General features: G+C 72.0%; 3 protein-coding genes. 1 reads left to right on the top strand and 2 read right to left on the bottom strand.

Features of this window, described 5'->3' with window-relative positions:
• Together E1293_RS41650 and E1293_RS41645 are read right to left on the bottom strand one after the other, a co-directional pair.
• On the bottom strand, positions 1 to 364 hold a 364-nt coding region (locus tag E1293_RS41650; protein ID WP_424923722.1), incomplete at its 3' end, for a type II toxin-antitoxin system RelE family toxin.
• Positions 361 to 6,969: a DEAD/DEAH box helicase gene (locus tag E1293_RS41645; RefSeq protein WP_132204788.1), complete on the bottom strand. Its 6,609-nt coding sequence runs from the start codon at positions 6,967 to 6,969 to the stop codon at positions 361 to 363. The genes E1293_RS41650 and E1293_RS41645, both read right to left, overlap by 4 nt.
• Before the next feature lie 155 nt (positions 6,970 to 7,124).
• Here E1293_RS41645 and E1293_RS41640 point away from each other — a divergent pair, with 155 nt between their 5' ends.
• Positions 7,125 to 7,601, top strand: coding sequence for a hypothetical protein (locus E1293_RS41640; protein WP_132204786.1), 477 nt, complete (start codon positions 7,125 to 7,127; stop codon positions 7,599 to 7,601).
• The last annotated feature ends 187 nt before the right edge of the window (positions 7,602 to 7,788 follow it).

The raw sequence follows: 7,788 nt of genomic DNA, 5'->3' as shown, positions 1-7,788 counted from the left end.
GCGTGGAGACGTTCTCCTCGACGCTGACGAGGTCGACGAACTCGATCGCGCCCGTCACATCGTTGATCTTGTACTGGTAGCGGTCGAGGTTGTCGTAGACGTCCTTGCGATGCCGGACGGCGACGAGGATGTAGTCGCGGCTGCCGGCGTGCAGCAGCAGAGCCCGGTACTCGGCGCTGATCCGCGCGGAGTAGAGCCGGGTGTGGCCCTGGAGCTGCTTGAGCCGCAGGCCCCGCGCGTCGGGGTTCTTGCGGAAGTCGTGCTGGAACTCGTAGATGGCGCCTTTGACGACGCGCGGCAGCTTCTGGATCTCCTTGTCGGCCTTGTCGAGCAGCCGCAGCGTGGCCTCGCCCTGCATGGTCATCGGTTCTCCGCTTTGATTCGTTCCGCCAGTTCGTCGACGTCCCACCATGCGGCCGACCGCGTCTCCCAGTCGGCCTGGGCGTAGGCGTGGTAGCGGCCGGTGGCCTCATCGTCGTTGCCCGCGAGGACGATGGCGACCTTGGCGGCCGGCCAGGCCAGTTCCGCCTGCCAAGCCTGTTCGCCCAGCTCGTAGCCGACTTCGGGGGCGGGGACGCCGCGCGCCATGAGGCCGCGTGCCAGGTCGGTGAGGCGCGGCTCATCGGGGTCGAGGAGGTCGAGCGCTTCGGCCCACGCGGGGTCCGGCGCGGCGGTGCCGGGGTCCGCGAACGGCTCGGTGGACGCCGGAGGCGGCGGGACCTGGTGCGGGCCGGCTTGGTGTGGGCCGGCTTGGTGCGGGCCGGGCGCGGGGGGTTCAGGTTCCGGTGGCGTTTCGTGGACGCTGCCGGGCGGCGGGTCGTCGATGTCGGGCGGCAGCAGGCTGAGCGTCGACAGGAGGCCCTCGCCGCCGGTGACGGCGAGGGCGGCGGGGTCGAACCCGTCGAGGTCGGTGTAGGCGAGCTGGACGCCGTCGCCGTCCCCGGACGAGAGGAACTGGAGCAGGTTGCCCCAGTACAGCCAGCCGTGCCAGCGGCGGCGGTGGGCGTCCTCGTCGGCGTCGATCGCGGCGGTGCGGTCGTCGATGACGGCGAGGCCCGTCCAGGCCCGGGTGCGGGCGTTCGCGACGACGGTGAGGGGGCAGCCGCTCGCGTCGTGGGTGCGCACGAGCATCAGGTCGCCGGGCGGCGGCGTGGGCAGGGTGTCGCCGCGGACGGCGGCGGTGAGCAGGTCGCCGATCCCCTCGGACGCGGCGCGGCGGCTTTCGGCGCCGGGCATGACGAGCCCGGTCACGGCCGCTTCGGCGCGGCGCCGCCAGCGGTCGCCATCGGGGTCGGACAGGAAGGCCAGCAGCGTCTGGATCGGGTTGGCCCAGATGAGGGCGGCCAGTTCGGCCGGGTCGCCCCCGTACTGCAGGTAGCCCTCGCGCGCCCGTCCCTGCGCGATGCCCTGGTACGGGATCCAGGCGGGCGATTCGAGGAACTGGCCGCTCTCCCACTGCTCGACGTCGTCCCAGGTGATCTGGAAAACGACGCGGCCGTGCGCGCGGAGCCGGGCCCGTTTGGCGGCGTCGCCGGCGAGCCGGTTGGCGTGCGGGGCGGCGTGGTAGTTGTAGCCGTCGAGGTAGACGGCTACTTCCAGGGGCGTCCCGTCGAGCCGTTTGAAGTAGACGTCCGGCCGGGTCTCCTTGATGGTGTGCTGCAGGATGACCTGCCAGTGGACGACGTCGTCTCCGGCGGTGATGCGCAGGTCGGCGGTGCGGCGGTCGTTGAGCCGGGGGCCGGAGCTGAGGGCGCGGCCGCTGCCGGGCTTGCGCGCCCACCGCATCAGCGCGTCGAGGAACCGGGCCTCCAGTTCGCTTTCGACCTGGTTGACGAGGGAGATGTCGTCGGTGCTGGCGACGGACGCGGTCTCCCATTCCTCCAGCAGCTCGGTGAGCATCTCGACGGCGAGGCCGCGGTCGGCCTTGTCGAACTCGTCGCCCCGGACGTGGGACAGCAGGCAGCGGTGGCAGGCGGCCTTGCCCTCCTCGTTGGCGCACGGGCAGTGGAACACGACCTCGTACGCCTCTTGCAGCACTTCGCGGAAGCCCGCCTCGGTGGACATGCGGTGCAGGTAGCCGGTGCCGCCGGGCAGGGTGTCGTGCAGGACGAGGAAGCGCCGCCGGTGCCCGCTGTGGTGCAGGTGGTCGGGCATGGTGGCGGTGACGATCCGCAGGTGGGCGGGGTCGCCGCCGTACTTTCTCGCGATCCCGGCCATGAGCGCGGCCTGGAACGTGACGGTCCGCTCCGGGATCATCGTGGTGGCGATGGGGACGAGGATCCGCAGCGCCTCGGTGCGCAGCTCGTGCGCGGTGATGAGCGGTTCGTGCTCGACATCGCCGCCGCGCCGCTGGGGGCACCAGGGCCGGTGGTGGCTGCGGGACGTGTCGTACCCGGACGCGGTGCCGGTGAGCCGGCCGTCGCGGTCGGGCGGTCCGTCGGCGGTGGCGCCGCCGCACGTCCGGCACACGTGGAACGGGTTGAGGCGGCGCAGGTCCCCGGCGAAGGGGTCGCCGGCGGGACGGTCCATGCGCAGCGACCCGAGGTTGAACCGGCGGATCACGGCGCGGCGGGTGAAGTCGACGCCGAGCACCCGCTTGGCGTGCCGCCACGCGCCGGGCGCGATCTCGCCGCGGGGGATGTCGACGGCGACGGCGGTCTCGTAGTAGCGGCGCTGCCGGTCGTCGTGGTCGTCGCGGATGCGGGCGTCGTCGCGCAGGTCGTGGGCGGTGACGCGGGTGGGGATGAGGACGGTGTGCAGGCCGCTGCTGTCGCCGATGCGCTCGTTGCCGCAGCGCGGGCAGGGGCTGTGGTCTTCGGCGGCGGCGGTGGTGCGGACGTAGCCGCATTCCTGGCAGACGCGCCACTGCTGGTAGGCGGGGCGCTGCGGGGTGCCGATGTCGAGACCGGTGACCTCGTGCCGGTAGCCGCGGATGTAGAAGTGGTTGCCGGGGGCGAGTTCGGTGAGGGCGAGGGACGCGGACCGCTCGTATTCGCGGAGTTCGCTGTGGAAGCGCCGGTCGCCGCGGGCCCGGTCGGTCCGCTGCCGGCCGGCGGGGACGGGTGCCTCGCCCGTCTCGTCGCCGACGCGTTCCTCCCAGGTGAGGGTGGCCTCAAGGGCGGTGGCGGTGTCGATGAGCGAGTAGTTGGGCAGGAGCCCGAGTTCGACGAGGGTGCCGTGGGCGTCGCTGCGGCCGATCTCGCCGATGCGGGCCTGGACGGCGCGGCGCTCGGCGCGCAGTTCGTTGCGGCGGTCCCGCTGCTGCCGGTCGGAGTCGATCATCGCGGCGATCGCGGCGTCGATGACGTCGAGGCGGGCGCGCAGGTCGGCGAGCCGCTCGTCCCAAACACGGGTGGCGGCGGCGATGGTCTCCGCCAGGCCAGCGGCGGCGAAGTCGCGGAGCCGCCGGGCGGCCTCCTCGGTGACGCCGGTCTCGGGGTCGCCCTGGGCGAACAGGGCGAGGAAGCCGTCGGCGAGCACGCCGGCTTCGGCGAGGGCGGCGTCCTGGAACGCGGTCAGCCAGCCGGTCTCGCCGAACAGCGCGGACGCGAGCCGCGGCATCGGCGGCAGCCCGTCGAAGCGCTCGCGGGCGGCGAGGTCGACGAGGTGCGCGACGTACTGGCGCTGGAGGATCTCGACGGCGGACAGGTAGCAGCCGGGCGGCACGATGTCGCCCGCGATCATGTCGGTGGGGTCGGTCAGGTAGTACCGGTCGCGCGGGTTCCGCCCGATGAGCGTGAGGAGGAAGGCGTTGCCGGTCTTGCGTCCGGCCCGTCCCGCCCGCTGGACGTAGTTGGCCGGTGAGCGCGGCAGCGATGCCAGGACGACGGCGGACAGGTCGCCGATGTCGATGCCGAGTTCCAGCGTCGGCGTGCACGCGAGGACGTTGGGGTCGCTGTAGCGGGTGCCGTCGCGGAACTTCTGCTCGACGTCCTCGCGCTGCGGCCGGGTGAGGGCGCCGGTGTGCTCGGCGGTGATGACGCTGAACGGGTTCTTGCTGAGGTAGAGACTCCGGTAGTAGTCCTTCTCGTACAGGTCGCTGCGCCGGGTGTCGGTGTCGAGGCGTCCGGTGCAGCGGTAGCGGGGGCAGGGCGCCTCGACCCATTCGCGGAGGCGTTCGGGGTGGACGGTCTGCTGCCAGTTGCAGACGGGGCAGTACACGCCGGCGGCCTCGACCTGGTCGTCGTCGAGTTTGCGCACCTGGACGTGGCCGGGGCGCAGCCCGAAGACGGGTGTGGCGCCGTCCCCCGCGGTGCGGCGCGCGATGACGTCCTCGTCGGTGAGGACGGTCAGAAGCCGGGAGAGATACGCGCCGGACGCGCCGGGTTCGATGCCAAGGCAGCGGGCCGTCCAGTCCTGGAACCAGGACTGCCGCCCGGTGATCCCGTCGAACTCGCTGCGGTCCTTCGGCACGCCCAGCACGAAGCGCGGCGCGGACAATCCGCGCGGGAACGCGGGCATCCCGTCGGGGCGCTTGCCCCAGATGGTCATGTACCGCTTGGTTCCGGCGCCGTCGATCCACGCGTCGAGCCAATGGTGCTTGATGGCGCCGCGCATTCGCATGCGTTCGAGGAGCCCGCGCAGGTAGGCGACGTAGGTGTCGTGGCCGGGCAGGCCGGTAAGCGCGGCGGGCCCGGCGAGCTGGAGGTCGCGGGCGAGGTCAGCGATGCGGTCGATGTCGTCGACGGCGACCTCGGCGGCGACGGTGCGGGTGAGTTCGAGGGTGCGGCCCTGGCGGGAGCGGAGACCGAACTCCAGGACGGACGCGAACGCGAGCCGCTCCCCGATCAGCGTCCACGTCCGCGCGGACCCTTCGGCCTCGCCCGCGAGGAGCGCGTCGACGTCGTCGCGGTCGTGCAGGTCGGGCGGCACCACGGAGGGGAGGTACTCGGGGACGCTGGCCTCCTTGACGGTGTCGGAGATCAGCTCGTGCAGCGGCTTCGGCCCGTCGGCGTCGTCCAGCTGGGACGCGAGGAGAAGGCGCAGCGAGAACCCGAACGACCGGTTCGCGACGAACCCGGCCCGGTGCGCTGCGTCCTGCACCGAGTCGTTGAACAGGAGCGTCTTGCGTTCCTGCTTCTCGAGCTGGCCGCCGGTGAACAGTTCCGTGACGGCGACCGAGGCGAGCGCCGCCAGCCCGGAGCCGAGAAAGCGCGTGCCCTGCTCCATGCCGCAGGCGGGGCAGCGGTCGTTCTCGGCGTCCCGGTTGCTCTCCTTGACGTGGGAGAGGTCGGTGAGGACGAACACGTCCCGGAAGTCGGCTCTGGCGGAGTTCTCCAGGTCCTTCTCCGGGTCGAGCGGCCGGACGTGCTGCCCGTTCGCCGCCAGCACGAGGACGTTCGGGCCGCCCGGCTCCCCCGCCGCCCGCGCCTCCAGCTCGCGCCGCGTCGCGGTGATCAGCGGCCGGACGAGGCGTTTCTCGGAGATGCCGGACCGGTAGATGCGGGCCGGGTCGGTGACCAGGTCGTGCGGGTCGCGTTCCGGGGAGATCGCCGCCCATCCGGACCGTCCGCAGTGGCGGCAGTACACGGCGGGCAGCAGTTCCCGCCCGGCGCCGGTGACCGTGGTCTCCGCGTCCAGCGGCGGAGGTGCCTCCCCGTACCAGCCGAACCCCGGCCGGGGGCCGACCGCGCGCAGCAGCCGCGTCACCGACCGCACCCACAGATGCGTCTCGACATGCAAGAACGGTCGGTCGGCGTCCTCCGGGTCCCGCGCTTCGGAGAGGAGCGCGACGAACCGCGCGAGCGCCGCCGCGGCCTGCATGGGCGACAGGCGGATCGCCGTCCCCCAGCTGTAGGCGCCCTTGCGCGGGAGGAGTTCGAGGATCTCCCCGAGCATGTGCGGCTTCCCGTCCAGGACTTCGAGGACGGCGCTGGTGAGGATGTGCTGCCGCAGCGCCTTTCCGAGTTCCTGCGGGGTGAGCGAGTCGTGCCCGGTCACGGCCTGCATGATCTGCGCCATGGCGCCGTCGTCGCCGTGCGGGTCGGGGATGGACGCGAGCTCCTGCGGGTCCGGAAGGGGCAGCGTGTAGTCGATCCCGGCGTCTTCGATGAACTCGTCCGCGCTCTGCCGGTCCTCCCCGATCACCGAGTCTGATTCAAAAGGCGTACCGAACACCGTCTCGGCGACCCGCCGGATCTCGGCCCCGTCCCCGCTCTCCCCCAGCGTCGCGCTCGTCGCGACCGGGCAGATCTTCCCGAGCGGCAGGCCGGGCTCGCTGTGCCCGGTCGCCGCCGCGAGCCGCCGGAGCAGCATCGCCACATCGGTGCCCTGCGCGCCGTCGTAGGTGTGGAACTCGTCCACGACGATGTAGGCGAGGTCTGCGTCCTCCCAGAGCTTGAGGTCGTCGGCGCGCTGGAGGAGGAGGTCGAGCATCTTGTAGTTGGTGATGAGGATGTCGGGACGCGACCGCCGGATCTCTGCTCGCTGGGTGAGGACGCGCGGGTAGCCGGTCTCGGGTGTGTCGCCGATGTAGAGGCCCGCCGTGACGTCGCCGAGGCCGGGCTGCCGGAGGTAGTCGTTGAGCCGCTGGGCCTGGTCGGTGGCGAGGGCGTTCATCGGGTAGAGCAGGACGGCCTTCACCCCGGCCTTGCCCTGTTTCCGTTGCCTGCGGCAGTGGTCGAGCACTGGGATCAGGAACGACTCGGTCTTGCCGGAGCCGGTTCCCGTCGTGATCAGCGTCGGCTCCGCCTTGTGGTTGAACGTCGTCAGGCGCCGGAACGCGGCGGCCTGATGGCGGTAGGGGACGAACCCGGCCGGCGCCCACTGGAGAAGGCCGCGCCACCCGTCGTCCTCGATGCGGAACGGGGTTCGGATGCGCAGGTAGGGCCCGCGGAAGATGCCCTGCTCAGGATGGTTGAGGAAGCGCTCCAGGCCGTCGCGCACCTGCTCGTCCGCCAGCGCGAACGTCGTCGTGAGGTACTGCGTCAGATTCCGCCGAACCTCGTCGGCCGCCAGCGTCGGCCTCATCTACACCGCCCCTTCGTCCACCTGCGACAGGCTACCGACGACCGGCGACACTCCCCGGCCCGTTCGGCCAGGTCAACCTGACCGCCACCGGTCAATCGTTGGACGCCCTCCTGAGCCTGGTCCCGGCACCGGCCCCTCCCTGCCACGGCCGGAACATGAAGCTTCTTCCGCACGTCCGAGATCCGGACGATCAGGAAGCTCACACTGCCCGCCCTGATCTTGCGGGCCCGTCCGGCGTCGCGGAGGATCATCACATGCGCGCCCGGAGACGATTGCGGAGGCGGTCGCGGAACTCGGACGTCCTGGCCCAGCAACCGGCGGTGCGGGTCCTGGCCGACGTGCTGCCCCTCGATCTGCCGCTCGCCAGCTGGACCGTTCACCCTTGGGGGCCGGTGTGCCTCACTGGTCACGTCGGCCCTCCGGGGGCCGATACTCCAGACAAGATCGGTGCCGCCTACGACGCGATCGAGCAGTGGGCCCGTTTCCTGAGAGTGGACGTGGTAGCGCGGCCTTACGCGCCGGGAGAGACGATCCACCTTCAGGCTCGGGGAACCCACGGGGGCGTCGAGATCCATATGCTCGCCGTCGTTCCCGACGACGGCGGCGCGTGGCGGCACCGGCGGGAACGATGACGAGCCGTCTCATGCACCGGCCCGTGTCCCTTCGGACGGCATCGCTCCCGCCCCTATCCCGTTCCGGCCTGCGCCCGCGCGAGGTTCAGCGTCTTGGTCTGCGGCGGACGAGGGTGCGGGTGAGGAGAGAGGCCAGGGTCGCCCCTGCCGCGACTCCGGCCATGAGTGCCCAGGGGCGACCCTGGCC

The organism is Actinomadura darangshiensis, from assembly GCF_004349235.1.
Taxonomy (GTDB): Bacteria; Actinomycetota; Actinomycetes; order Streptosporangiales; family Streptosporangiaceae; genus Spirillospora; species Spirillospora darangshiensis.
This window is presented reverse-complemented; position numbering and strand designations above follow the sequence as displayed.